Origin of the sequence: Kaistella faecalis, assembly GCF_019195395.1 — a bacterium.
GTDB classification, from domain to species: domain Bacteria; phylum Bacteroidota; class Bacteroidia; order Flavobacteriales; family Weeksellaceae; genus Kaistella; species Kaistella faecalis.
Genome location: NZ_CP078067.1, coordinates 366,408 through 390,927, shown reverse-complemented (window position 1 = coordinate 390,927; position 24,520 = coordinate 366,408). Strand labels below are relative to the sequence as shown.

Below are 24,520 nucleotides of genomic sequence, written 5' to 3'. Positions count from 1 at the left end.
TAAAATGAAAATAATATCAGTTAAAAACCTGCTCATGTTTAGTGCGCTGTCAGTCGCAAGTTTTTCTTTTCAGAGCTGCGGCGAAGACTGGCTGGATTTGCGTCCGGAAGGACGTCCAACTAGCGGTGAAGTGCCGGTTGGGGGATTCGAAGCTAGTGCTTTCGGGCTATATGCGGGTCTTCGAACCCAAAGCGGGATGAGTGATTTCTCCTATTTATGGACCCACAGCATTCGCGCGGACGATAACGAAAAAGGAAGTACCGCTGCAGATGCTTCAGCAGATGGAAATGTCTTTAATAACTTTGGCTATGTTGCCACAAACGGGCATATCAAAAACGCGTGGAATGGTCCTTACAAAATTATTTATGACGCAAATGAGTTGATAATTAATGCCCAGGCGAGTAACAGTACGGTGCCAGGTACTCTGGTTAATATTGCTGAAGCTAAAGCGATTCGGGCCTACTGCTTTTTCCAGCTACGCCGGGATTTCGGTGAGGTACCGGTTAACCTCAAAGCAATCGATGTTCCAGCTGACGAAATTGCTCCGAAAAATACGGTTGCAGAGGTAGATGCGCAGATTATCAGCGATCTTACAGCGGCGCTTGTTGATCTTCCTGTTGAATGGCCGGCTGCCTACCGTGGCCGTGTAACTAAAGGTGTTGCGAATGCAATTCTTGCAAAGCTGTACTTAATCCAGAAAAATTGGCCAAAGGCGCTGGAGCATTCAATGGCAGTTATCAATTCTGGAGTATATTCTTTAAATCCGTCTTACGACGCCGAGTTTACAAAAGCGGGAAACAATTCTTCAGAGTCGATCTTCGAAGTTCAGAAAACATACGATTTTCCCACTAAATACACGAACAACTATTATGAAAGTCAGGGTGTGCGTGGTTCTGGTACCTGGGATCTTGGCTGGGGATTCAACGTTCCTTCCGAAGGTTTGGTAGCAGCATATGAAGCAGGCGACAAGCGTAAGAAAACAACAATTTTGTTCTCTGGGGGCCCTGATATCTACGATACACCTAATCTTGTCGTACCTGATTCACCACCATTGGCACAAAAATATTGGAATGGCAAAGCCTACACTTTACCCGCTGAAAGAACGCAGTATGCTGAAAACAAAAATCACTGGGAAGACATTAAGCTCATTCGTTATGCAGATGTTTTGTTGATGGCTGCGGAGGCTGCAAATGAACTTGGCCAAATCGGCACAGCGACTACCTATGTAAACATGATTAGAACAAGAGCAGGTTTGCCTGCTACTACCGCACTTAATCAGGGGACATTGCGTGATGCTGTTAAACATGAAAGACGCATAGAATTTGCTATGGAATCAGAAAGGTTTTACGATTTGGTTCGTTGGGGTGATGCAATTACCGTTCTTGCGCCGTTTGGTTATACATCAAGAAATATGTATTTCCCTATCCCGCAGGAAGCGATAGACAAAGCACAGGGAGTGCTTGTTCAGAATCCTAATTATTAATTTTTTACTCATGAAAAATAAAATCCTCAATATTATAAGTATCTGCACCTTTGCGCTGTTTGCGTTTTCGTGTCAGGATTTGGACCGCCCCGAACTTGAAAGCTTTCCGAAAGACGCAAGTCAGCCTGGGGGTCCGCTGAAATTTTATGTTGCATTCGACGGTACTTCTACCAATCCTTTAATGAACGCTGTGGATAGCATCCGCGCAAAATTCCCGTCGGACAATCCTTTAGCCTCAATAGATGGCGCGTCTGCGAAAGCAGTGCAAGGCGCGAAATACAAATACATTAAGTATACCAGTGCAAACGATTTTGCACAAACTGCAGGAAGCTTCACGGTATCAGTTTGGACGAAGAAAAGCGAGATGAAAACAGATCACATCTTCAGTATGCCAGCCGTTACTGATTACCACTGGTCAGGTGGTTCTATGTTTTTACTTACAGAAGGTTCTGTAGCCACACCGATTCTTAAATTCTTTGTAAAAGATAAAACCGGCGAAAAATGGTTTGAATGGGTTGGGGGAAACAGTCCGTTAGGTATTTACAACGGTCAGTGGCACCATCTAGCTTTCGTTTACGACGGCACTACGTCTACTATGACACTGTATGTTGACGGGCAGCCACATGCGTTCAAATCTGAATGGACTAATCATGGAAACGTTGTTTTGGAGCCTGCGAAAATCACCGGATTAAAAATTGGTGCAGGTCCGCAGGAATTTACTGCTGAACAGATAGCCAATAATGGCGATGACTGGTTAAAAAATTCATATACAGGAGGCATTGACCAGTTTAGAATGTACTCTTCAGCACTTTCTGCCGCAGAAGTTCAGGCTTTATTCTCCAAGAAAAAATAGATGAATTTATTCCGAACTATAAGTTTTTCTTTAGCAACTGCCATACTTTTCAGTTATGGCAGTTGTTCTAATGGGCGGGAGCCCGACATTGTGGAACCGCCAATCGATCCACCTCATACAACAAGATACACCGATCCCCAAATTGTAGAAATGGTGCAGAAAGATGCGCTGAAATATTTTTGGGATTATGCAGAAGTAAATTCCAAATTAGCACGCGAAAGATATCATACAGAAAATCCTGGGTTAGATGCAAATGTTGTTTCTGCGGGTGGATCTGGATTTGGACTGATGACCGTGCTCGTTGGGATTAAAAATGGATATATTCCGCGTGCGGAAGCTGTTTCAAGAATTGGTACCGCACTGAATTTCCTTCAGAATGCCGACCGTTTTCATGGAGCGTGGTCTCACTGGATCAGCGGTAGTACAGGAAATGTAATCCCTTTTAGTCCGATGGATAACGGCGGTGATTTGGTTGAAACAGCTTTTCTCGTTCAGGGATTGATTTGTGTAAGAGAGTATTTTAAAACCTCTACAGACCCTACGGAACTTGCGCTTTCCCAGAAGGCTGACGAACTATGGAAAGGAGTAGAATGGAACTGGTATACCCAGGGCCAAAATGTTCTCTATTGGCATTGGTCACCCAATTACAGTTTTCAGATGAATCATAAACTTCAGGGTTTTGATGAAACTATGATCACCTACGTTTTAGCCGCAGCTTCGCCAACTTACTCCATCGAAAAATCAGTGTATCAGCAGGGATGGGCTAGGAATGGCGGTATAAAAAATTCAGCGTCTCAGTATGGAATCCCCGTCGTGGCGAATCACAACGGCGCCACCGGTAATGTAGGTCCCATGTTTTGGTCACATTATTCTTTTTTAGGATTGGATCCGCGGGGGCTTTCCGATGAGTTTGTGAATTATGGTGACGTCACTGCAAATCATGCGAAAATCATGTATCAGTACGGGATATCAAATCCAAAAGGCTGGAACGGTTATTCTGCAAAAAACTGGGGATTAACAGCCAGTTACAGCAGGAATGCAGATGGAAGTACAGGTTATGCTGCACATCAGCCTAATAACGATCTCGGTATTATCTCGCCTACGGCGGCCATCTCAAATTTCCCTTATACTCCGACTGAAAGCATGAATTACCTAAGATTCCTTTATAATGAAAATTATGAAAAATTAATTGGAGTTGCAGGACCTTACGATGCTTATTCGCTGCATTATAATTGGGTTACCCCTCGTTATCTTGCTATTGATCAGGGAACAATTGCTCCAATGATCGAAAATCAGAAATCAGCCTTTCTCTGGGATCTTTTTATGAATGCTCCGGATGTCAGGTCGGGACTAGTTAAATTAGGATTCCATTCAACACAACATGGATTTTAAAATCAAAAATTAAAATGAAGAAGATATTCGCACTTTCGGTTATGGCTTTGTCACTTTTAAGTTCCTGTAATAATGTACAGAAAGTGGCTGCAGAGCCGGAAAGTATACAGAAATTTACTGATGAGCAACTAATGGATCGCGTGCAGAAAGATGCACTCAAATATTTTTGGGATTTCGCCGAACCTAATTCTTTGATGGGTAGGGAACGCTACCATGAAGATTTTTATCCTAAAAATGATACCAATGTAGTTACCACAGGTGGCTCAGGTTTCGGACTGATGACGATTCTGGTAGGAGTAGAAAGAGGTTTCATCCCGAGAAGTGAAGCAGTAAAACGGTTAACTCATATCGCAGATTTTTTAGCAAAAGCTGACAGACATCACGGTGCCTGGCCTCATTGGCTTAATGGTGAGACCGGAAAAACGGTTTCATTCGGAAAAAAAGACAATGGTGGCGATATTGTAGAAACTGCGTTCCTTGTTGAAGGTATTATTACTGTTCGTGAATATTTTAAAAACGGAAATGCCGAAGAGAAAGCACTCGCAAGAAAAATGGACGATCTCTGGAAAGGCGTAGAATGGAACTGGTACACCAAAGGCGGAGAAAAAGTGCTTTACTGGCATTGGTCTCCTATTAATGGCTGGGAAATGAATCATAAACTTCAGGGCTATGATGAGACTTTAGTCACTTACATTCTCGCAGCTTCCTCGCCGACTTATCCCATTGATGCTGACACTTTCTATCAGGGCTGGACCCGAAACGGGACTTATACCACGACCGCAGAAAAATATGGGTATCCGCTTTACGTAAAACATAATGGAGCTGAAGAATATGGCGGACCTATGTTTTGGGCTCACTATTCTTATCTGGGATTAGATCCTACCGGATTATCCGACAGATTGGTGAAGAATTATTTTGATCTGAACCGCAGTCACGCCATGATTCAGTACAGTTACAGTGTCGAAAATCCTAAGCAATGGAAAGGTTATGGCCCGAATTACTGGGGGTTTACTGCAAGTTATACCAGAAATCAGGACGGTACCGTAGGTTACGATGGGCATAATCCTAAGAATGATCGCGGTGTGGTAACGCCAACTGCCGCCCTCAGCAGTTTCCCATATACGCCTAAAGAATCAATGAATGTTTTACGGTTTCTTTACACTCAGAAACCCGAATTTATCGGTTCTGCCGGACCTTATGATGCTACTTCAATTCATTACAACAATTGGTTTACTCCTAGATATCTGGCAATTGATCAGGGTACAATTGCACCAATGATCGAAAATTACCGCACCGGATTGCTTTGGAAATTATTTATGAACGCTCCCGAAATTAAAAACGGTTTAAAGAAACTGGATTTCAAATCAACAAAATATAATTTTTAATGAAAGTATTGTTAACATGTCTATTTACGGCATCGTGTTTCTTTTCTCTTAATCTTAAAGGTCAGGAAATTAAAGCTGAGATGAGTAAAGAAACCAAAAGGGTTCAGAAGATTTCTTATATTTTAGATTATCCTAAAGATGCGAAAGGCAAAGTTCCGCTTATGGTCTTTCTTCACGGCTCCGGCGAACGCGGAACTAACTTGGAAAAGGTAAAAGCCAACGGACCTTTCAACTACAAAAACCTGATAAAAGAACCGGTAGCAATTCTGGCACCCCAATGTCCCGAAGGAGTTTGGTGGGATACAGAAACCATTTATCATTTGATTAAAGAAATTCAGCAGAAATATAAAATCGATGAATCCAGAATCATCCTTACAGGCCTTTCCATGGGAGGTTGGGGTTCACTCAAACTCGCCATGGAACACCCGGAATTATTTTCAGCAGTTGTAGCAGTTTGTCCGCCTGTCGACCGGTTGATGAAAGTGCGTGCGAGCCAATACAAAGATTTACCAATGAAAATTTTCCATGGTGCTAATGATGATATTGTATCGCCAATGAACGCCATCGAGATTTATCAGGAGATCAAAAAAGTAAATAAAAATACAGAGCTCGTTATCTTTCCGGATGATAATCATAATTCCTGGGATTCTACATATTCCAATCCAAAATTATACGAATGGATGCTGGCTCAAAAAAATCAAATAATATAAAGTAGAAGTTTATGAAGAAATTACTTTTAGTTGCTGCTATGGCACTATCTAGCTGCCTTTTAGCACAGGAAATGGTGACAAAACCGGTGCAGGCTTACCAGACGCCGCAGTACAATGCAAAGAAGAAAGCTTTTGTTGATGCATTACTTGCAAAGATGACAGTTGACGAAAAAATCGGTCAGCTCAATCTTCCAAGTGCAGGTGATTTCACTACCGGTACGGCCCAAAACTCCGATATCGGAAAAAAGATAGAAGACGGTCTTGTTGGCGGACTCTTCAATATTAAAGGCGCCGATAAAATACGCGCGGTGCAGAAAGTTGCGGTGGAGAAAAGCCGCCTCAAAATTCCTTTAATTTTTGGAATGGATGTAATCCACGGATATGAAACCAATTTCCCGATTCCTCTTGGTTTAGCGGCTTCCTGGGATATGAATTTAATTCAGCAGTCAGCAAGGGTCGCTGCCCGAGAAGCTTCCGCAGATGGAATTTCCTGGACTTTCTCACCAATGACCGATATTTCCCGTGAACCAAGATGGGGCAGGATTTCTGAAGGTTCGGGAGAAGATCCTTATCTAGGGAGTGAAATCGCCAAACATATGGTCTATGGTTATCAAGGCAAAGATCTCTCTCTCAGCAACACGATCATGGCTTGTGTAAAGCATTTTGCACTTTATGGCGCCGGTGAAGCAGGAATGGATTATAATACGGTTGATATGAGCCATGTACGCATGTTCAACGAATATTTTCCTCCTTATAAAGCAGCGGTAGATGCAGGTGTAGGTTCTGTAATGGCTTCATTTAACGAAGTTGACGGAATTCCTGCGACCGGAAACCGATGGTTGCAGACCGAAGTTCTCCGAAACAAATGGGGCTTTGGCGGATTTGTAGTGACAGATTATACCGGGATTAATGAAATGATTGATCATGGAATGGGCGATCTTCAGCAGGTTTCTGCGATGTCGTTAAAAGCGGGAATCGATATGGATATGGTGGGCGAAGGTTTTCTGAAAACTTTAAAGAAATCTTTGCAGGAAGGAAAAGTTACCCAGGCAGAAATCGATATGGCTGCGAGAAGAGTTCTCGAAGCGAAATATGATTTAGGTCTTTTTGAAGATCCTTACCGCTATGGAGATGCAAAACTGGCGGCGAAAGAGGTTAACAGTCTTGAAAATAGAAATATTGCAAGAAACACCGCGGCACAATCGATGGTTTTATTGAAAAATGAGAATAACGTGTTACCTTTAAAAAAATCGGGAACTGTAGCAGTAATCGGTCCATTGGTTAATAATTCACTCAACATGGCCGGGACATGGAGTGTGGCTGCGAAACATGCCAATGCAGTGTCGTTGATGAAAGGACTTCAGGACAACTTTGGAAAAGAGGTGAAATTTATCTCAGCCAAAGGTGCTAATATTGATTACAGTGAAAAACTCGAAAATATTTATGCTGCCCACGGAAAACTCACTGACCGAGACAACCGTCCGAAAGAAGTAATTCTGAAAGAAGCGATGGATGTTGCTCAAAAAGCTGACGTAATCGTGCTCGCAATCGGCGAATCTGCTGAAATGAGCGGCGAGTCATCATCAAGAAGCGAAATTACCATCCCACAGTCTCAGATTGATTTGTTGAACGAACTTAAAAAGACCGGAAAACCAATAGCAATGGTGCTTTTCACCGGAAGACCATTGGCTTTAACCAATGTGAAAGATGTTCCGGATGCCATGCTCAATGTTTGGTTTTCAGGAACCGAAGCCGGTAACGCTATTGCAGATGTGCTGTTCGGTAAAGTAAATCCTTCCGGTAAACTTCCCGTTACTTTCCCCAGAAGTTTAGGACAGGTTCCTATTTATTACAATCATAAAAATACAGGTCGGCCTTTAAGTGCCGAAAAAACAGATAAATGCGAGTATGACAGATTCCGTGCTAATTATATGGATGAATGCAACACGCCGCTTTATCCTTTCGGTTATGGATTAAGCTATACCAGTTTCACCTATTCCGATATGTCGGTTTCCAATACGAATCCAAAAGGAAAGCAAACCGTTCAGGTTTCGGTAAACCTAAAGAATTCGGGAAATTATGACGGGGCAGAAGTGGTGCAGTTATACATCCGCGATTTGGTGGGAAGTATTACACGGCCTGTAAAAGAATTGAAAGGTTTCCAGAAGGTTTTCCTCAAGAAAGGAGAAAGTAAAAAAGTAACTTTCAATATCACGCCCGAGGATTTAAAATTCTATAACAATTCCCTTAAATATGATTGGGAAGCAGGCGAATTCGAGATCATGACCGGTACCAATTCACAGGAGGTTCAGCGTATAAAAATCAATTGGGATAAATAATAAAATACGAAGTGTTTAAGCCGTTTTCATAATAATGAAAGCGGTTTTTTTTGTCCGTTTAAAAGTGCTAAATTTGAGGTCAATTTTTAAACAACTTATGTAATGAGAGACAAATTCATTAAGTGGGGAATAGTTATCCTGATTGCAGTTTGGATGATTGCTTTGCTGATTAGGGCGCACTATTGGATTCCAATTTTGTTAACAGCCATCTATGCTCTGGGAATCCATAACAGTTTTCAGACAAAACATGCTATTCTTCGTAACTTTCCCGTGTTGGGATACTTCAGATATATTTTTGAAGGTATTTCTCCGGAAATGCAGCAGTATTTTATTGAAAGAGAAACGGACGGAAAACCATTCCCCCGTAATCAGCGGTCCGCAGTGTACCGCCGTTCGAAAAACATCAGTGATACCGTTCCGTTTGGTACACAGTTGGAGATTAATCAAAGGAAATACGAAGGAATTAAGCACTCGATCTACGCAAAATCACCTAAAGAGGAATTGCCGAAGGTTTGGGTCGGAGGCGAGCAGTGTACCCAAAAATACCACGCTTCCTTATTTAATATTTCGGCGATGAGTTTTGGTTCCTTAAGTGACCGGGCTCAAATGTCCCTGAACAGAGGTGCAAAAAAAGGCGGTTTTTACCATAACACAGGCGAAGGTGGAATTTCTCCTTATCACTTGGAGGGCGGTGATTTATGCTGGCAGATCGGTACAGGATACTTCGGCTGTAGAGACGAAGAAGGAAAATTTTCCCCTGAAATTTTTACTAAAAATTCCACAATTCCAAATGTGAAAATGATCGAGATCAAGATTTCACAGGGAGCAAAACCTGGTCATGGCGGGGTTTTACCGGGCGCCAAAAATACACCGGAGATTGCAGCGATAAGACACGTACAGCCTGGACTTACCATTATTTCGCCTCCTTCGCATTCTGCTTTTTCAGATGCGGCCGGACTGTTGAAATTTGTGCAGCAGCTAAGAGAACTTTCCGGTGGCAAACCCGTTGGATTTAAGCTTTGTATCGGTGATACCAGAGAGTTTGAAGATATCTGCGTTCAGATGAATGTACTTAAAATATATCCCGATTTTATTACTATTGACGGAGCAGAAGGTGGAACGGGAGCTGCACCTCCGGAATTTTCCGATGGAGTAGGAATGCCGCTTGAGCCGGCTTTGATTTTCGTGAACAGAACACTTAATAATTTCAACCTTCGTGATAAAGTGAAAATTATCGCCAGCGGAAAAGTTCTTACTTCACTAGACATTTTGCGCGCGATTGCAATGGGTGCGGATATGTGTAACAATGCACGTGGATTTATGTTTGCATTGGGCTGTATTCAGGCCTTAAGATGTAACACGAATAATTGTCCAACAGGAGTCGCAACTCAGGACAAAATGCTTATTAAAGGGCTGGATGTTACTGATAAAAGTGAAAGAGTTTACCATTTTCACAAGAATACACTTCATACCTGCAACGAACTGATTGCAGCTGCCGGTAAAGATTCTTATGATGAGGTTGACGCGACCATGTTTATGAGAGGTGATGAATTTGATCATCTGTCGGATGTTTATTTCCCGGATATTTTAGGGAATGTAAAACATAAAGCAACCCAATACTAATTGCAGTTACTCTAAGATTATAGTAAATCCGGTAAAATTTTTACCGGATTTTTTATGACTTTTTCTCACCCCTGAGTTCTTCCAGATAAGAAATCTTTAGCGCATCGTATAACGATCTTCTGCTTACCATTAATGAGATGAGTGACGAAACCATTCCGGCAAGCATAAGATGGAAAATTAAAGAGTGTCTGTCGGTCATTTCCAATACAATAATGGCAGAGGTAAAAGGTGCCCGCGTAATTCCTGTAAGAAAGGCCACCATTCCTCCCAGAATTACCACATTGGTCTCATTGGGTGTTAAATTTATCCAGCCGGAAATCACAGATCCTACGCTGGCTCCTGCCGAAAGTGCCGGTGCAAAAATTCCGCCTGCGCCACCTGAGGTAAAAGATAATGCCGGCCCGATCATCCTGAAAATGGGCATGTACCACTCTTCATGTTTATCATCGGTGAACAGGGTTCTCTCCATAATTTCCTTTCCGGAGCCCAGAATTTCTCGGTTTACAAAAAAGGCTAAAGAAGCAATTATTAAAGCAGAAATTACAAGAAAAATAATGTTGCTGCGGTCGCTTTTCAATCTTTTTTTCCAGGAGTTAATGGCGAGCATAAAAACAGAAAGCTGACTTGCTAAAACTCCGGAAATTCCGGCAACCAGGATCACGGGAAACATTACCATTAAACTTACATCCGCAGTTTTAGGATAACCCAGATAGAGATAAGATCCGGCAAGCGTTTGCGCGGTTAAACCCGCAATAATTACAGCGGTAAAAAGTGCGGTTTTAAAGTAATTGATATGGGTTTTCGAGAGTTCTTCCACAGCGAATACAATTCCTCCTAATGGTGTATTGAATGCTGCCGAGAGTCCAGCTGCAGCACCGGTCATGATCATATTCTTTTTAGATATTTTAGGCCACCAGTCAGGAAGATATTCGTTGACTTTTCTGAAGACTGAACCTGCAATCTGAATCGTCGGACCTTCACGTCCTACAGCACCACCACCAATTACCAGCGCCAAACTTGATAAAATTTTAAAAACAATGATTTTCAGACTTAAAAGATGACGGATTTTGGTGTGTTCTTTCGGGTTTGCGAGTTCTACCGCAGCCATTACCTGCGGAATTCCGCTGCCTTTTGAATAAGGTGCGAATTCTTTTACCAGCCACCAGGACAGCACGAAACCAGTGGGTGCGATAATGAAAATCATCCACGCGTTCCAGTCGAAGATTAGATTCATCAGCTTTTCGCCCCAGGTGAATATTTGCGCGTACATGACGGCTATAAATCCGGTAATGAGTGACCCGATCCAAAAAGGAATCGCCTGCAACAGATTGTGTTTCAGTTTTTCGTTCTGGAGATTGTCAAAGGATTTTTTAATACTGCGGCGCAGGTAAACAAAAATTCGGAGCATTAAACAAAATTATCAATTTATATTTAATATGAAAACTGTTGAGAGTATTACAAAAAAAAATCCGGCAAATTAATTACCGGATTCTTTAATATGTTTAGAAATCTTATGCTTCTTCAGCAGGAGTTTCTTCAACTTTTTTTGGAGCTGGAGCAGCTTTAGGAGCAGCTGGTGCTGGTGGAGCGTCAGATACGATATCGAATTCGTAAGTGTGCTCTACATTTCTGTGCAAACGGATCTGCGCAGCAAATTTACCGGTTCTCTTAATTGTGTTTCCAGGAATTTTGATATATTTCTTGTCAACGTTAACACCTTTTTTAGCTAATTCTTCAGAAAGGTTTGCATTGTTGATAGATCCGAAAAGTTTATCACCAGAACCTACTTTTGTAGCGATAGTGATATCTGTTTTCTTCAGTTGTTCTACAATTGCAGTAGCTTCAGCAACTAATTTTGCTTCTTCTTCTTTTCTTGCTTCTAAAGTAGCTTCAAGATTTGCTTTGTTTTTTGGGGTTGCCAAAAGTGCCAAACCTTGTGGTAACAAGAAGTTTCTTGCATAACCTGGCTTTACGTTTACGGTATCGAACTCAAGTCCTAAGTTCTCTACATCTTTTTTTAGGATAATTTCCATTGTTGTTGTCCTTTTTTAATTAGAAGTTAGGCGTTTTTGTGAAACAGCCAACAACTATTTTGGTTTGTATTATTTTAATAAATCAGCTACATAAGGCATTAAAGCCAAGTGTCTCGCTCTTTTGATTGCAGCAGATACTTTTCTTTGGTATTTCAAAGAAGTTCCGGTGTATCTTCTTGGTAAAATTTTACCTTGCTCGTTAACAAACTGAAGAAGGAATTTTTCGTCCTTATAATCTACATGTTTGATTCCGTATTTTTTGAATCTACAGTATTTTTTATCAGTTTTAGTGTTGATATCTAGTGGAGTAAGAAATTTTACTTCCGATTCACCTCCAGCAGAGGCTTGTTTAGCCATATCGTCTATTGCCATTGTTGTAAATTTTTAGAGGGGTTAAATTAAGCTTTTGCAGTTTTTACTTTGGTTCTTCTTGTTACAGCATACTCCATAGCATGTTTGTCAAGTTTAGTGGTCAAGAAACGGATAACTCTCTCATCACGTTTGAAAGCCAGTTCTAAATCTGCAACTACAGTTCCTTCGCCTTTAAATTCGATTAAAGTGTAAAAACCATTCTTTTTCAATTGAATTGGATAAGCCAATTTCTTAAGTCCCCAATTTTCTTTGGCAACGATTTCGCAATTGTGTGAACTCAAAAGATCTTCGAATTTTTTTACTGCTTCCTCCACCTGTGCGTCAGATAGAACGGGAGTTAAAATGAAAACAGTTTCGTAATTGTTCATAATGTTAAATAAATTTGTTAATTATTTCGAGGTGCAAAAGTAATAATTATTTCCTAAAGTAACAATAATTCAGTTAAATAAATAAAAAAAGGTCTGCACTGCGGCAGACCTCAATTTAATAAGAATGAAGTGCTTTTTACTTTTTAATGATTTTTACAGTCTGAACACCGTTTTCTGTCTCAATGTTTACCATGTAAACGCCCGGAGCCAATTTAGATAAATTGATCTGAGATTTAGCTGCATTAAGCGTATGGGTTGACACTGCTTTTCCGGTAACATCAAATACAGAAACCGATTTTACCTTATTAGGAGACTCTACATTCAGCATATCAACAACAGGGTTAGGATAAACTTTTACTGATGTTTTTGCATTGTCATTTACGCCTAGTGAAGTAACATTAAGAGTGTAATCTTCAACCTGACCATATCCGGCTCCCGAACAAGGGGCAAGATAATTGGTAGTGCCGAAAATTTTCTTAACTCTCATTCTGGTATTGCCAACTAATGCATTAGCAGGCACGGCTAGCGATTGTACCGCTTGTGTAGCATCAGTTCCGTTGCTGTTAACAATGGTTTGGGTTATTTCATAAACTTCACCAGCATCATTCAGTACCCCGTTTTGGTTCCAATCGATAAATACTGCGAATCTGTTGGTAAAGTTTCCGTCAGTATTACCTTTTAATGTAACAGTGTAAGAGGATCCCTGGGTTACATTACCAACGATAGTGGTAAAGTTTTCGTGTGCTGGCGTGCCATTTACAGTCGCAGAAGTTATGTTGTTGATGTCTGCAAAGTTCACCAGGGTAATGGGCTCTGTATTAGTAGTCATTGCCAATGGACCGCAGTAAGGAGCAAATGGATTTGCCGCAGTAGTGAATGAGAATTCTGTGCAGCTAGTAGCTGCTCCGGTATCGTTTTTCGGTACCACTCTCCAATAATAGGTAGTAGATGCTGCCAATTGGCTCACTGGAACAGTAGCTGTGGTTGAAGTCGTGTTTACCAGCAGCGTAGTAGGATTAGCAGTTGTTCCGAAATATACATCATAACTGTCAACTACAGTACCCGAACTTGGTGCTGTCCAAGTCAGCGTTCTTGGTGCTAAATAGTCGATTCCTGTGGCGCCGTTTGCCGGTGAGGTCAGTGTTGCACAGTTTGGTGCGGATGCAGGCATGCTCATGGTAGTAAAACTGAAGTCTGTACATCCAGTTGCGCTTCCTGCTGCGTTTTTAGGAACAACTTTCCAGTAATAGGTTGTCGCTGGTGTCAGCATTGAAATAGGTACAGTAGTTGTAAGCGTTGTAGTATTAATCAACAGTGTTGTAGGATTAGCGCTGGTTCCAAAATATACATCGTAGCTTGCTGCAGCTTCACCTGTTGTCGGAGCGGTCCACGCAAGGGATAGTGGTACTTTGTAGCTTACATCAGCAGTATTATTAGCAGGCGTTGTAAGGGTGGCGCAGTTGGGCGCAGCTGTTGGCAGCGCATTACTTACCACTTTGAAATCATCTACTGCGAAGCCGAACTGGTCATCAGAAGTAGTTTGAATAGCGATGTAGATATTTTGTCCCGCGTAGTTGTTAAGGTCATAAGTGTACTGATGCCACTGTGCATCCGAAGGTGTAGTCACCAGAGGGCTGATAGCGGTAAAGGTTCCAACACCTGTTCCGGTTGTTGATACTAATACTTTAAATTTTTCAGCACCATAATCAGCGTCGCATCCTTTGCCATAGAATGTAAGGGTTGCTCCGTCACCTGCGGGAATCCCAATTTGCGGAGAAATCAGCCAGTCGTTGTTCCAGGGGCTGCTTGTCGCCGCAAAGCTCACCATCATTTTTGTACCGGTTTTAGCGGTCCAGTTTGAAGTTGCAGTAGGGGTCATCGGCGGAGTAGTGGTAGTTGAGTTGAAAACCTGGAAGGATTTTGCAACGCCTGTATTGGGAAAAGTAATGCCCGTAAAGCCGTAAGTCGGTTTCAGATCTACGTCAGTAAGCGTCCAGCTACCAATATTTGCAATCGCAAAATCGGTATACGTTTCGAAACTGTCTTCGAACAGAACCGTTTGGGCTTTCATCACATCAGTAGCACATAAGGCTGCCGTTGCAAATAAAGAAAATAGAATTTTTCTCATAATAAAATAATTTAATTTGGTTAAACTTACCTTCAAAGCTAAGTATAAAAAAATTAAATTACCAATGAAAATCGATTATTTTATCGAAATCTATACTAAATTTAATATATTGTTAAATATTCGATAAGCAATTTATGATCTTAATCATACTGGTAGCCGACTTTAGAACACGAAATCCTTTACTCTTGCGCATGCGAGTTCATTCTCGTTAAGCCACTGTAAGAAGCTTTCAAGCTTATCCGACATCTTTCTCCCCGAATTATATTTGCGGTAAAACGGGATACGGAAACGGAATTTTTCAAAATCAGTGAACTGCCAGGAATTCAGATAAATGAGAATGAAATCTTCGTTTTTCAATGTTTCAGTGACCATGTTCTGGTAGAATTTCAAGGGAACTGCCTGAAAAACAAAATCGTTATAAGGGATTTGCGAATAGGGGGAAATGCTTTCCGGTATAATGCTCACGCCATTTTCCTCAATGATTTCAGTGCTTCGCTGCAACCTTTTCAGCGGGAAAAGAATGTTGGCGTTCTCAATATTCGAAATGTAGCTGAATTCCATCTGTTTCAGCTCGTTTACAGAGAGCGTAACATCCTTTTGCCTAATGCCGCGAATGATTTTTTCGGTAAAATCTTCTATGCTCTTTTTGGTCTTCTCAATTTCCTTTGCGTTAGAGTTTGCGTTGTAAATGGAAATCTCATGACCTTTGCTGATGATTTTTTTTATTAATGGCTGTAAAGTATCAACGACCGAAACTTCTATAAAGAAGGTCGCCAGAATATTATTGTTTTCTAAAATCCGTAGGATTGAAGAGGCATTGTCAACCGTAATTTTAGTGATTTCATCATCATTAATCCGGTAATGATCTTTAAAATCACTTTTATTATTAATGATGTTGAAAGTAAGTAAAATCATGCAAAACTATTTCCCAGTTTCACTTTCAGGTTCTTCAGCATATCTTTCGTCATCGCAGTAATATCGAAATCATAATTTAAACCCCAATCTTTTTTCGCGATAGAATCATCGATAGAAGCCGGCCACGAGTCGGCAATAGCCTGGCGGAAATCAGGTTTGTAATCAATTTCAAAATCCGGCATTTCCTTTTTAATTTCGGCCGCAAGTTCTTTAGGTGTAAAAGATAATCCACCCAAATTGTATGAAGTATGAACACTGAGGCTCTCTTTCGGTGCTTCCATCAGTTTCAAAGTTGCATTAATGGCGTCATCCATATAAAGCATTGGCATCGCCGTGTTTTCCGAAATAAAACTGGTATATTTTCCCTGTTCTACGGCTTCATAAAATATTTCCACCGCGTAATCAGTTGTTCCGCCACCGGCTGGTGTTTTCCAGGAAATTAAACCCGGATAACGGATACTTCTTACATCCACACCATATTTGTCGTGGTAATATTCGCACCATTTTTCGCCTGCCATTTTTGAGATTCCATAAACCGTTGTCGGATTCAAAACCACATCCTGACCCACATTTTCTTTCGGAATTCCTTTCCCGAAAACAGCGATCGAACTTGGCCAGAATACCTTTTTAAGCAATCCTTCTTTAGCCATTTCACAAAAGTTCAGAAGTGGTTCTACATTCAGTTTCCAGGCAAAAAGCGGTTGTTTTTCAGAAGTTCCGGAAAGTAAAGACGCAAGATGATACACGGTTGTAATTTCGTAATCCTTCACGACCTGTCTCACCAGTTGCGTGTTCGAAACGTCCATTCTTTCATAGAAACCTGCAGAGGTAATGTTCTTATCCCAGCGGTCGAGTCCGGAAGCCACTACATTTTCAGCGCCATGAATTTCAACTAATCTGTTTGTGAGTTCGGTACCGATTTGTCCCAGCGCACCGGTGATAAGAATTTTTTCCGTGTTGGATTCCATGTGTAGAATTTAGAAATTGATTTTAGCAAATTTAAAAAATTTAAGGAATTTTTCCGAACGAAATCACGATTTATTATTTGGGCGACATGATCCGTATTCCGTTCCCGCTTTTTGGCTTCGCTTCGCTGCGCAAAAAGAGCTCCACTCAAATAACGCATTTGTTCGCCGACTTCTAAAATTTAAATTATAAAAGGGAGGCAAGCCGGTTCGCGGTTCCGGACTCTAAATAACTTTTCGGTATCGAAAGCAATTTTAGTACTTTTGGGTAAAATTTTCTGACATGAAAAAAGCACTGGTTCTACTTCTGATTTCTTCAAACTTTGTGTTTGCACAATTCACCGACATCAATATTGTAAAAGAAATCCGCACGAAAGACAAAGGTCTGGTAGTTTCTGCGCATCCGTTGGCGAGTGAAGCCGGAGCAAAAGTCATGAAAATTGGCGGAAACGCTTTTGATGCGGTAATTGCTGCACAGTATGCTTTGGCAGTGGTTTATCCGCAGGCCGGTAACATTGGCGGAGGCGGTTTTTTAGTTGGTGTAAAAAGTAATGGAGAAAAATTAACGATCGATTTCCGGGAAACGGCGCCAGCAAAAGCTTCGCGCGATATGTATCTTGACAAGAAAGGAAACGCAAACACCGATTTGTCTCAAAACGGAAGATTGGCTGTAGGAATTCCGGGATCTGTTGCTGGATTTTATGCGACTTTAAAACATGCTAAACTTCCGATGTCAGAATTGATTCAGCCTGCAATCGATCTCGCAGAACAGGGATTTGCCATCACCGAAAAAGAAGCAAATCTGCTCAACAAACAGATGCAGTATTTTAATGAACACAATAAAATACAAACAGTTTTCCAAAAGAAAAATGCGTGGAAACAGGGAGATATCCTGATTCAGAAGGATTTGGCAGAAACGCTGAAACTGATTCAGAAAAACGGTGTAAAAGGTTTCTACGAAGGAAAAACAGCTGAATTAATCGTTGCCGAAATGAAGCGCGGAAACGGAATCATCACTATAAACGATCTTAAAAACTATAAAGTCGCGGAAAGAAAACCCATTGTTTTTGATTACAAAGGAAATGAAATCGTATCCATGCCTTTGCCGTCAAGCGGCGGAATTTTACTTGCTCAAATGCTGAAAATGGCGGGTTATGAAAATCTTGAAAAATACCAGCAGAATTCAACAGAAGCAGTTCAGATTATGGTGGAAGCGGAAAGACGTGCGTTTGCAGACCGCGCAGAATTTATGGGCGACCCGGATTTTATCACAGACAAAACGTCTATGCTAATCTCAGATGAATACCTTAGAAACCGTTGGAAAAGTTTCAATAAAAATCTTGCGACGCCAAGTGCTGAAGTAGGCAAAATCATTCCGCAACCCAAAGAATCTACGGAAACCACTCATATCTCGGTGATCGATAAAGAAGGAAACGCGGTCGCTGTAACAACAACGCTTAACGGTTTGTACGGAAGCAAAGTTGTAGTTTCCGGCGCGGGATTTTTCCTGAACAACGAAATGGACGATTTCTCTGTTAAACCGGGTGTTCCTAATATGTTCGGTGCGGTAGGCGGCGAAGCTAATTCAATAAAACCGGGAAAAAGAATGCTAAGTTCAATGACGCCCACGATTGTGATGAAGAACGGAAAACCTTTTATTATTGTAGGTACTCCGGGTGGAACTACGATCCCTACATCGGTTTATCAGTCGATTGTAAATGTTGTCGATTTCAAACTGAGCCCGGGAATGACCGTGAATGCACCAAAGTTTCACCACCAGTGGCTTCCTGAAAGTGTTATGGTTGAAAATCATTTTCCTGAAACCACCATTCAGAATCTCGAAAAGATGAATTACAAGATCGAAAAGGTTTCCCAGATCGGCAGAACCGAAATGATTGTGATTGATGAAAAAGGAAATGCGGTAGCAGTTGCTGACGGGCGCGGTGATGACTCGGTGGCCGTAGAATAATTTATTTTCCTGCCAGTTTTCTCAGCATTCCGTTGAAAATCAATCCGTGAAAAGGAAGTACAGAATACCAGTATAATCTTCCTGATAAACCAAGCGGGCGGAACGTGGCTTCCTGATGAAGAATTCCGTCTTTAATTTTAAACTCGAGCCAGGCTTCGCCGGGAACTTTCATTTCAGCGAATAAAAGTAAGCGTTTTTCATCTTTGTCGGCATACAAAACGCGCCAGAAATCTACAGAATCACCAGCTTCCAGAGCATTCATGTTTCTTCGTCCACGCCGGAGTCCTACGCCGCCAAAAAGTTTATCTAAAAATCCACGGATTTTCCAGAGGAAATCTGCGTAATACCAGCCGGTTTTCCCTCCGATGCTGAAAATTCTTTCTGTGGCTAACTCTTCAGAATCCACTTTCATTTCGCGGATATCTTTAAAACAGCCTTTGGAAGGAACTTCCAGATATTGCCATACATTTCTCGCATGAAAAGGGCTTGAAAACGAATCGTACCAACTGGAAAGCACGTCATTCTGTTTAATTTTGTCGAACGCCAGCCCGATCGCTTCTTTATAGGAAAATAACTTGATTCCCAGATCTTGGGCTAATGTATTCTTTTTGGCGATTACATCAATTTTCATACTATCGACGAGGTTTTGCGCCAAAGAGTAGCTGGTGCTGGTAATAAAATAAAGCCAGTACGACGATAGTTTTGGTGTCATCACAGGTACGGTGAACACGCTTCTTTTCAGGCCACGCACTTCGGAATATTGCAGCAACATTTCTTTATAGGTTAGAATATCTGTTCCGGCGATGTCGTAATTTTTGTTATAAGTGAAATCTTTGCCTAAAACGCCCACCAGAAACTGTATTACGTTCCGGATGGCAATTGGCTGACATTTCGTTTTCAGCCATTTTGGCGCAACCATCACCGGAAGTTTCTCAACCAGATCACGGATGATTTCGAAAGAAGCGCTGCCTGAGCCCACGATAATTCCTGCACGGAGACTCGTTAATGCATACTTTTCACTTTTCAGCGCCTCTTCAACATTTTTTCTCGACTGAAGATGTTTTGAAAGTTTTTCTTCGTTAATAATTCCGGTAAGAAAAATTACCTGTTTCACTGCAGATCCTTCGAGGGCATATTTAAAATTTTCTGCAGAAATTTTTTCTTTTTCCTCAAAGTCGCCATCATCTGAAGACATAGAATGAATCAGATAATAAGCGTGATCAATATCTTTGGGAATATTTTCCAGTGTCGAATCATCCAGAAAATCATTTTCAACTATCTCTATCTGGTGAAGATGGTTCTGAAAAAGTCTTGTGCTGAATCTTTTTCTGTCCCTCACAGAGCAAACCACGGTATGACCTTCTTCCAATAATTGGATGAGAAGCCGTTTGCCAATGTAGCCTGTAACGCCGGTGAGAAAGATTTTCATCAGATAATTATTTTTTCCAGAATCCGGTAGCGGCTTTCAAAAATGAATTTTACTTTGTTTCTAACGGGTGTCCCAGCAATTAAGTCGCCAAAAATCCCGAAAGGCATCTTAAAATTCACGATGTCGGTCATTTTTACTTTTCCGTCCGGCGTTTCTTCGAAATGATGTTCATGATGCCACATCGCATAAGGTCCGAATCGCTGTTCATCTACAAAAAACTTCTCTTTTACGAAATGGGTAATTTCAGTAATCCAGTTGCTTTTTACAAAAGGAAAAATTCCGATTTTATAGGTGATGATTTGTCCCTGATAGGTTTCTGAGCCGGGATTATTAGTGATGCGAAAATTCATCTCATCCGGCGTAATCTTATCAAGATTTGTTGGAACGGTGAAAAATTCCCAGGCTTTTTCCAAAGAAATCGGGAGAATCTGTTCGGAAGTCAGCGTGTAAATTCCAGACTGTTTAGTGATTTTAATGTCCATAATTCCTGATTGGTGCTGGTGGATAATTCCATTTTCTTTTAAAAAATTCAAAAACCAAAACAATACTGTACAAAAGTGTGAAACAGTAAAAACTGTCTTCCAAAGGCATGGTTCCTACGCGTATTCCAAGGTTTTCGGTGTCGTCATAAAATACAACCGGATTTTCGGAGTAATTCCCGGTCAACGCATTATTGACAAAATAAAACGGAATATAAATCACAATAAAACTCAGATAAAATCTTTGCGCATCTTTCCATTTATAAATGATCTGGAGCAGCATGAGCAAAGCAAAAAGTCCGAAACTGCAAACGGTGTAGATTTTATCATAGTTGAATACCGCGACTGCGAAACTCACGACAAATAGGATGTAGGTAATGAATTTCGTGATGCTTTCATTCAAAATTATTTTAGGAATAAAATATTCAAGCGAATAATGAATGAAGACGCTGGCATAAGGAATGAGCAGGAAGAAAAGGTATTCTTCCAGCGGCATTTGGAAAATCCGTACTCCGATTAAATATTCATCATTAAATCCCCAAACTTTAGTGTAGGTGAAATAAATATCCCAGGCGATAAAGAATAATCCGACCAGTAAAATTGCTGAGAAAAAAGCTTTCCAGTACTGAATGAAGTGCATTCTTTTCCGCTCGAAACTGAAGAGAAAAGGAATAGAAAAGCTCAGAATATCGAGTAATAAATAATAATACGACTGCAAGATTTAAATTTTATGAAGTTGATAATTTGGCTTCGCGGAAATATTTCAACGGAACGAAGAGCATCCCGAAGCATTCGCCTTCTTCTTTTCCCAAATGTTTGTGATGTATTTTGTGAGCTTTTCTCAATCCTCTGAAATACCAGTTATTGGTCTTGTCGAACCATTTAAAACGACGGTGAATCAATACATCATGCACTAAAAAGTAGCCCATTCCGTATAATAATATTCCCAGTCCTACGAAAAACATCCAGTTGATTTCGCCACGTGTTCCGAAGTAAAACAGCAGCATACTCGGGATAGCGAAAACCACGAAAAAGAAATCGTTTTTTTCGAAAATATGAGGGTATCCAGGCTGGTGGTGATCTTCGTGAAAATACCAGCCCAAACCATGCATAATGTATTTGTGGGTGAGCCAGGTAACCCCTTCCATTGAGACGAAAACCACTAGTGTAATCATTATATAAAGTAGAGCGTCCATTTGTTACAGTTTTAAATGCATTTTGATTCTTTTGTTCAAATCCTCGTCTTTCGATTTTTTGTATTCGGCTAAGATAAAGTTTTTGTCGGTTTTCAAATCTTTATTGTAGCCCAGAAAAGCTGGTGTCTGTTCCTGCGAGATATACCTCATAAAACGGATTTCCAGATTACTTGGATCTTTGCTTACGGCATTATCCAGCGCTTTTTTTCCCTTGTTGAAATACGAAAGTTTGTTCCAGGGATTCACGGCATGTTTCGCCATAAAGAAATTTCCGACAGCATAAAAGGCTTCGTAAATAGGTTTTTTAGTTTTTGTATAAGTTTCTTTTGAGTTGTTGATCAGGATTTTTGTAGCGCTCTCAGAATTTTCTCCTCTTTGAAGAAGAAGCCTGAAGTCCGATAAATCCTGCGCGTCTATCATCATGGTAAAACAACAAAAAAGGGTGAAGAATATTTTTTTCATCTTAAAATCTCAGACTAAGTTGAAGTTTTTGTTGAGCATCATTTCGCCGAAAAGGTAAATTTTTCTGGCGTTTGAAACTCTGATTCTTTTCGTGAGAAGTAGTTCAGGTTTTGTCTTGCGGATTTTCTTAAACAAATTAATATAATATTTATACGCCATAAATACGGCAATCCTGCTCGAAATCGGAAGCATTTTAATCCCGATAAATGCATGGGCGAAATCTTTGGCAATATCCGCTTCAATCTGCTGCTTTGCCTGCGAACTAAACCTACTGAAATCCACATTCGGGAAATACATTCTGTTTAAATCATTAAAATCTGCACTGATGTCGCGTAAAAAATTGATCTTCTGAAATGCCGCACCCAAACTCTGCGCATAAGGTTTTAATCTGTCGTATTCTTCCACATTTCCGTCTACAAAAACTTTCAGACACATTAAACCAACCACTTCGGCAGATCCGTAAATGTATTCGTTATATTTTTCATCATTAAAGTTTTTGATGTCGCCCAAATCCATTTTCATGGAATGTAAAAACGCATCAACCAAATGTTGAGGAATATTTTTCTCTCTTTGGGTTAAACAGAAAGACTGTAAAATTGGATTCAGAGATATGCCGTTTTCGAGTGCCGAACGGTAATTCTGCTCAAATTCCTCCAGAAGTTTGGCTTTATCATAGTCGTGAAAGGTATCTACAATTTCGTCTGCGAAACGTACAAAACCATAAATGTTGTAAATGTGCTGACGGATTTCAGGCTGAAAAAGGGTAGAAGCCCGGGAAAAGGAGGTGCTGTATTTTTCAGTCACTAACTTAGACGACTGCCCGCATACTTTGTTGAAAATTTCTAAGTTATTCATCGGTTTGGTTTTTATAAAATTCGGTTTCTGTTTTTAAGAATATAATCAGTAACCACTTTTCCGGAGATTAAAGCCGGAGGTACACCAGGTCCGGGAACCGTTAGCTGTCCTGTGTAGAAAAGGTTTTTGATTTTTTTGTTATCGATACTGGGTCTTAAAACGGAGGTCTGCAACAAAGTATTAGCCAGTCCGTATGCGTTTCCGCGGCAAGAATGATACCGTTCTTTAAAATCCTGAACTCCGAAACTTTTTTTAAAGATAACGGAACTCCGCAGGTTTTCGCCTGTGTTTTTTTCGATCCGTTCCATAATCAATTCAAAATACTGATCATGAATTTCCGTTGAATCCTCTAAATCTACCGCAACAGGAATCAGGAAAAAGCCGATCTCTTTTCCTTCAGGGCAAAGTTCATCATCGGTTTTGCTGGAGAAGTTTGCGTAAAACAGCGGTTTTTTCGGAAGCGTTTTCGTGTCATAAATCTCTTCAGCGTGCTGTTCGAAATCAGTATCAAAGAATAAATTATGATGCTGTAACTGAGGAACTTTTTTGTCGAACGCCACATAATATAAAAAGGAAGATGGTGCAAATGTTTTCTTCTGCCAGTAATCAGCGGTATAATTCTGCTCCGTTGACTTCAGCAAAGTCTCCGTGTGCGCATAATCCGCTCCGGAAATCACGATGTCTGCTTCGAAAACACCGTTTTTGGTGATGACGGATTTCGCGTCATTATCCTCTGTGAAAATTTCTGTCACTTCTTCGTTAACCATAAACTTTACGCCCAATTCTTCGGCCAGCTGCTGCATTCCTTTTGCCACGGCGTTAAAACCGCCTTTCGGATACCATGTTCCCATTCCGAAATCGGCATGGTTCATAAAATTGTAAAAGGCAGGTGTATTGTTGGGTTTTGCGCCTAAAAATAATACCGGGAATTCAAGAATACTTCTGAGCTTATGATTTTTGATTTTTTTTCTTACCGTTTCAGAAATATTATATACAAAAAGCGGCAGACGTTTTGCGGTTTCCACACTTACCAGTTCCAGAATAGATTTGCCGGGGTTGTAAACCAGATCCTGCATCGCGATTTCGTAATTGGCTTTCGCTTTTTTCATGAAATCCTTTAAATGTTTGCCGCTGCCGGGTTCTATTTTTTCAAAGGTTTCTATTATTTCTTCAGGTTTGTCGGAGATATCAATGAAATTATCTTTCCCGAAATACACGCGGTAACCCGGAGAAAGTTTCTCAAGCTGATAATAATCTGAAACTTTTCTGCCAAAATCTGCGAAAAATCTTTCGAAAATATCCGGCATCCAGTACCAGCTTGGTCCCATGTCGAATTTGAAGCCATCAATTTCAAGCAACGATGCACGGCCGCCAACCTGTTCGTTTTTTTCCAAAACGGTTACTTGAAACCCTGCTTTAGCCATATAACAGGCAGAAGCGAGCGACGAAAATCCTGAACCTATAATAATGACTTTTTTCATAAACTTAAATAATGGACCAAAAATATACTTAAATTTTTAATTAAGAAAATATTTTTACTAATTTTGTGATTCAAATTATCAAT

At 40.7% G+C, this 24,520-nt stretch carries 22 protein-coding genes; 8 read left to right on the top strand and 14 right to left on the bottom strand.

What is annotated here, in order from left to right:
• Window positions 1-4: 4 nt before the first annotated feature.
• From KTV93_RS01875 to KTV93_RS01845, 7 genes are all read left to right on the top strand, one after another.
• Window positions 5-1,483: a RagB/SusD family nutrient uptake outer membrane protein gene (locus KTV93_RS01875; RefSeq protein WP_218249641.1), complete on the top strand. Its 1,479-nt coding sequence runs from the start codon at window positions 5-7 to the stop codon at window positions 1,481-1,483.
• Window positions 1,484-1,493: 10 nt separating this feature from the next.
• On the top strand, window positions 1,494-2,336 hold the full coding sequence (locus KTV93_RS01870; RefSeq protein ID WP_218249640.1) for a LamG domain-containing protein: 843 nt from the start codon (window positions 1,494-1,496) through the stop codon (window positions 2,334-2,336).
• Window positions 2,337-3,728 carry a glucoamylase family protein gene (locus KTV93_RS01865; RefSeq protein WP_218249639.1) on the top strand — a complete coding sequence of 464 codons (1,392 nt, stop codon included), beginning with the start codon at window positions 2,337-2,339 and terminating at the stop codon, window positions 3,726-3,728. It abuts the gene before it with no gap.
• A 14-nt stretch (window positions 3,729-3,742) separates the two neighbouring features.
• Window positions 3,743-5,113, top strand: a complete 1,371-nt coding sequence (locus KTV93_RS01860) for a glucoamylase family protein (protein ID WP_218249638.1) — start codon at window positions 3,743-3,745, stop codon at window positions 5,111-5,113.
• Window positions 5,113-5,823, top strand: coding sequence for a carboxylesterase family protein (locus tag KTV93_RS01855; RefSeq protein WP_218249637.1), 711 nt, complete (start codon window positions 5,113-5,115; stop codon window positions 5,821-5,823). Before KTV93_RS01860 ends, KTV93_RS01855 begins: the two co-directional genes overlap by 1 nt.
• A gap of 11 nt (window positions 5,824-5,834) precedes the next feature.
• Window positions 5,835-8,162, top strand: coding sequence for a beta-glucosidase BglX (bglX, locus tag KTV93_RS01850; protein WP_218249636.1), 2,328 nt, complete (start codon window positions 5,835-5,837; stop codon window positions 8,160-8,162).
• Window positions 8,163-8,264: 102 nt separating this feature from the next.
• Window positions 8,265-9,785, top strand: coding sequence for an FMN-binding glutamate synthase family protein (locus KTV93_RS01845; RefSeq protein WP_218249635.1), 1,521 nt, complete (start codon window positions 8,265-8,267; stop codon window positions 9,783-9,785).
• A gap of 52 nt (window positions 9,786-9,837) precedes the next feature.
• Here the strand turns inward: KTV93_RS01845 and KTV93_RS01840 are convergent, their stop codons facing one another.
• From KTV93_RS01840 to KTV93_RS01810, 7 genes are all read right to left on the bottom strand, one after another.
• Window positions 9,838-11,193 (bottom strand): chloride channel protein, encoded by a 1,356-nt coding sequence (locus KTV93_RS01840; RefSeq protein WP_218249634.1) that lies wholly within the window; start codon window positions 11,191-11,193, stop codon window positions 9,838-9,840.
• Window positions 11,194-11,296: 103 nt separating this feature from the next.
• Entirely contained in the window at window positions 11,297-11,818 is a 522-nt protein-coding gene (gene rplI / locus KTV93_RS01835; protein ID WP_218249633.1) for a 50S ribosomal protein L9, read from the bottom strand.
• A gap of 69 nt (window positions 11,819-11,887) precedes the next feature.
• Window positions 11,888-12,190 carry a 30S ribosomal protein S18 gene (gene rpsR, locus KTV93_RS01830; RefSeq protein ID WP_218249632.1) on the bottom strand — a complete coding sequence of 101 codons (303 nt, stop codon included), beginning with the start codon at window positions 12,188-12,190 and terminating at the stop codon, window positions 11,888-11,890.
• 26 nt (window positions 12,191-12,216) lie between these two features.
• The gene (gene rpsF, locus KTV93_RS01825) at window positions 12,217-12,558 is read right to left on the bottom strand and encodes a 30S ribosomal protein S6 (RefSeq protein ID WP_218249631.1); all 342 of its coding nucleotides are present in this window, start codon (window positions 12,556-12,558) and stop codon (window positions 12,217-12,219) included.
• A gap of 136 nt (window positions 12,559-12,694) precedes the next feature.
• Window positions 12,695-14,686: a GEVED domain-containing protein gene (locus KTV93_RS01820; protein ID WP_218249630.1), complete on the bottom strand. Its 1,992-nt coding sequence runs from the start codon at window positions 14,684-14,686 to the stop codon at window positions 12,695-12,697.
• 162 nt (window positions 14,687-14,848) lie between these two features.
• On the bottom strand, window positions 14,849-15,601 hold the full coding sequence (locus KTV93_RS01815; protein WP_218249629.1) for a polysaccharide deacetylase family protein: 753 nt from the start codon (window positions 15,599-15,601) through the stop codon (window positions 14,849-14,851).
• On the bottom strand, window positions 15,598-16,569 hold the full coding sequence (locus KTV93_RS01810; RefSeq protein WP_218249628.1) for an NAD-dependent epimerase/dehydratase family protein: 972 nt from the start codon (window positions 16,567-16,569) through the stop codon (window positions 15,598-15,600). Before KTV93_RS01810 ends, KTV93_RS01815 begins: the two co-directional genes overlap by 4 nt.
• Before the next feature lie 280 nt (window positions 16,570-16,849).
• Between KTV93_RS01810 and ggt the strand changes: the two genes are divergently transcribed.
• Entirely contained in the window at window positions 16,850-18,535 is a 1,686-nt protein-coding gene (gene ggt, locus KTV93_RS01805) for a gamma-glutamyltransferase (protein WP_218249627.1), read from the top strand.
• Window position 18,536: 1 nt separating this feature from the next.
• Here ggt and KTV93_RS01800 read toward each other — a convergent pair whose 3' ends face one another.
• From KTV93_RS01800 to KTV93_RS01770, 7 genes are read right to left on the bottom strand one after another with little or no spacing between them, the layout of a single operon-like run.
• Window positions 18,537-19,964: an SDR family oxidoreductase gene (locus KTV93_RS01800; RefSeq protein ID WP_218249626.1), complete on the bottom strand. Its 1,428-nt coding sequence runs from the start codon at window positions 19,962-19,964 to the stop codon at window positions 18,537-18,539.
• Window positions 19,964-20,446 carry an SRPBCC family protein gene (locus KTV93_RS01795; RefSeq protein WP_218249625.1) on the bottom strand — a complete coding sequence of 161 codons (483 nt, stop codon included), beginning with the start codon at window positions 20,444-20,446 and terminating at the stop codon, window positions 19,964-19,966. The genes KTV93_RS01800 and KTV93_RS01795 overlap by 1 nt, the downstream gene beginning before the upstream one ends.
• Window positions 20,436-21,161, bottom strand: coding sequence for a lycopene cyclase domain-containing protein (locus KTV93_RS01790; RefSeq protein WP_218249624.1), 726 nt, complete (start codon window positions 21,159-21,161; stop codon window positions 20,436-20,438). Before KTV93_RS01790 ends, KTV93_RS01795 begins: the two co-directional genes overlap by 11 nt.
• Before the next feature lie 10 nt (window positions 21,162-21,171).
• Window positions 21,172-21,639, bottom strand: a complete 468-nt coding sequence (locus KTV93_RS01785) for a sterol desaturase family protein (RefSeq protein WP_218249623.1) — start codon at window positions 21,637-21,639, stop codon at window positions 21,172-21,174.
• 3 nt (window positions 21,640-21,642) lie between these two features.
• Window positions 21,643-22,062 carry a hypothetical protein gene (locus KTV93_RS01780; protein ID WP_218249622.1) on the bottom strand — a complete coding sequence of 140 codons (420 nt, stop codon included), beginning with the start codon at window positions 22,060-22,062 and terminating at the stop codon, window positions 21,643-21,645.
• 48 nt (window positions 22,063-22,110) lie between these two features.
• Window positions 22,111-22,956 (bottom strand): phytoene/squalene synthase family protein, encoded by an 846-nt coding sequence (locus tag KTV93_RS01775; RefSeq protein WP_218249621.1) that lies wholly within the window; start codon window positions 22,954-22,956, stop codon window positions 22,111-22,113.
• Between the two features lie 11 nt (window positions 22,957-22,967).
• Window positions 22,968-24,437: a phytoene desaturase family protein gene (locus KTV93_RS01770; protein WP_218249620.1), complete on the bottom strand. Its 1,470-nt coding sequence runs from the start codon at window positions 24,435-24,437 to the stop codon at window positions 22,968-22,970.
• Window positions 24,438-24,520 lie beyond the last annotated feature (83 nt).

Coding starts and splice junctions, on each gene's coding strand:
- ggt (WP_218249627.1), top strand. CDS start 16,850: ATGAAAAAAGCACTGGTTCTACTTCTGATTTCTTCAAACTTTGTGTTT.
- KTV93_RS01875 (WP_218249641.1), top strand. CDS start 5: ATGAAAATAATATCAGTTAAAAACCTGCTCATGTTTAGTGCGCTGTCA.
- KTV93_RS01845 (WP_218249635.1), top strand. CDS start 8,265: ATGAGAGACAAATTCATTAAGTGGGGAATAGTTATCCTGATTGCAGTT.
- KTV93_RS01870 (WP_218249640.1), top strand. CDS start 1,494: ATGAAAAATAAAATCCTCAATATTATAAGTATCTGCACCTTTGCGCTG.
- rplI (WP_218249633.1), bottom strand. CDS start 11,818: ATGGAAATTATCCTAAAAAAAGATGTAGAGAACTTAGGACTTGAGTTC.
- KTV93_RS01775 (WP_218249621.1), bottom strand. CDS start 22,956: ATGAATAACTTAGAAATTTTCAACAAAGTATGCGGGCAGTCGTCTAAG.
- rpsF (WP_218249631.1), bottom strand. CDS start 12,558: ATGAACAATTACGAAACTGTTTTCATTTTAACTCCCGTTCTATCTGAC.
- KTV93_RS01820 (WP_218249630.1), bottom strand. CDS start 14,686: ATGAGAAAAATTCTATTTTCTTTATTTGCAACGGCAGCCTTATGTGCT.
- KTV93_RS01780 (WP_218249622.1), bottom strand. CDS start 22,062: ATGATGATAGACGCGCAGGATTTATCGGACTTCAGGCTTCTTCTTCAA.
- KTV93_RS01855 (WP_218249637.1), top strand. CDS start 5,113: ATGAAAGTATTGTTAACATGTCTATTTACGGCATCGTGTTTCTTTTCT.
- KTV93_RS01865 (WP_218249639.1), top strand. CDS start 2,337: ATGAATTTATTCCGAACTATAAGTTTTTCTTTAGCAACTGCCATACTT.
- KTV93_RS01860 (WP_218249638.1), top strand. CDS start 3,743: ATGAAGAAGATATTCGCACTTTCGGTTATGGCTTTGTCACTTTTAAGT.
- rpsR (WP_218249632.1), bottom strand. CDS start 12,190: ATGGCAATAGACGATATGGCTAAACAAGCCTCTGCTGGAGGTGAATCG.
- KTV93_RS01785 (WP_218249623.1), bottom strand. CDS start 21,639: ATGGACGCTCTACTTTATATAATGATTACACTAGTGGTTTTCGTCTCA.
- KTV93_RS01770 (WP_218249620.1), bottom strand. CDS start 24,437: ATGAAAAAAGTCATTATTATAGGTTCAGGATTTTCGTCGCTCGCTTCT.
- KTV93_RS01800 (WP_218249626.1), bottom strand. CDS start 19,964: ATGAAAATCTTTCTCACCGGCGTTACAGGCTACATTGGCAAACGGCTT.
- KTV93_RS01795 (WP_218249625.1), bottom strand. CDS start 20,446: ATGGACATTAAAATCACTAAACAGTCTGGAATTTACACGCTGACTTCC.
- KTV93_RS01815 (WP_218249629.1), bottom strand. CDS start 15,601: ATGATTTTACTTACTTTCAACATCATTAATAATAAAAGTGATTTTAAA.
- KTV93_RS01810 (WP_218249628.1), bottom strand. CDS start 16,569: ATGGAATCCAACACGGAAAAAATTCTTATCACCGGTGCGCTGGGACAA.
- bglX (WP_218249636.1), top strand. CDS start 5,835: ATGAAGAAATTACTTTTAGTTGCTGCTATGGCACTATCTAGCTGCCTT.
- KTV93_RS01840 (WP_218249634.1), bottom strand. CDS start 11,193: ATGCTCCGAATTTTTGTTTACCTGCGCCGCAGTATTAAAAAATCCTTT.